Consider the following 1,065-nt stretch of genomic DNA (forward strand, 5'->3'; position numbering starts at 1 on the left):
AGTTCTTCCATCAGTCAAGCTCCCGGCCAGTGTCCGACAATTGCATCCGCTGGAATGTGCTGCCAGGCTAGCACTTCGGAGTCCTTGCGGGCGTAGGCGCTGTGTCGCCTGCTGGATGGGAAGGGGCCATCAGAAATGTCCACATATCGATAGGGCATCCGGCGCAGGTCGATGGCGACCACCCCGTGGCCTTGGTCGTACTTGTCGAAGGCTATGTCGGGATTCTTGGTCATGGATATCCAGGGCGACCGTTTCTTTCCGGCGACATGCGATAGTGGCCTCACTCCCGCATTGTTGGGGTCGCGGGCTGTCAATCCGTTCGCGGGGTTGTCATGAGGGGAAAGTGCCCGGTAGACGATATGTCCGTGGGGATCGGGCCCAGTGGGACGACCGGGGTGCGGGGAGAGCCCTAGGGGGTCGGTCCAGGTATGCGGGTTGTGGATGTACGTGTCGGGATTGGGGTCAGGGGTGAGCCCGAGGGGATCCGGGGTGGTGTAGCGGCCGGTCTCGGGGTCGTAGTAGCGATTGACGTTGTAGTGCAGCCGGGTCTCCGGGTCGAAGTACTGGCCGGGGAAGCGCAGAGGTGTATAGGTGCTGCTGTCGCTGGGCCAGGTGGTGTGCCCCCACAGGGTGGGTGTGGACCGCCAGGCGATGGTTCCGGTGGCCGGATCGACGAGTTCGGTCGGTGTGCCGACCAGGTCGGTGACGATGGCGAAGAAGCGTCGGTCGACCTGCTCCTGCGAGCCACTGTCGGACGCCGCGGTGGTGATGGTCTCGGTCTGGGTGAGCGGGTGGAGCTCGTGGTAGTCCCAGGTCAGTGTGTGTGGTCCCGGCAGATAGGGGGCCCTGGTGGTCTGCTCGACGAGGGTGGGGCCATCCCAGGTGAACTCGGTCTGCTCCTCGACCGTGCTGCCGTCGACGGCCAGGCGCTGCTTGGCGATTCGCCGACCGAAGGGGTCGTAGCGGTAACGCCAACGGGTGCCGTCGGGGGTGCTGACCTCGGTGAGATGGTCCTCGGCGTCCCAGCTGTAGCGCCAGGTATCGGGCTTCTTGGACAGCCGGGTG

1 protein-coding gene is annotated in these 1,065 nt (G+C 64.8%); it reads right to left on the reverse strand.

Annotated features, from left to right (window positions below; all coding sequences use genetic code 11):
• Positions 1 to 14: 14 nt before the first annotated feature.
• Positions 15 to 1,065: RHS repeat-associated core domain-containing protein (locus ABD323_RS41565; RefSeq protein ID WP_344447279.1), on the reverse strand; the 1,051-nt coding region annotated here is incomplete at its 5' end.

The organism is Kitasatospora nipponensis, from assembly GCF_039528135.1.
Taxonomy (GTDB): Bacteria; Actinomycetota; Actinomycetes; order Streptomycetales; family Streptomycetaceae; genus Kitasatospora; species Kitasatospora nipponensis.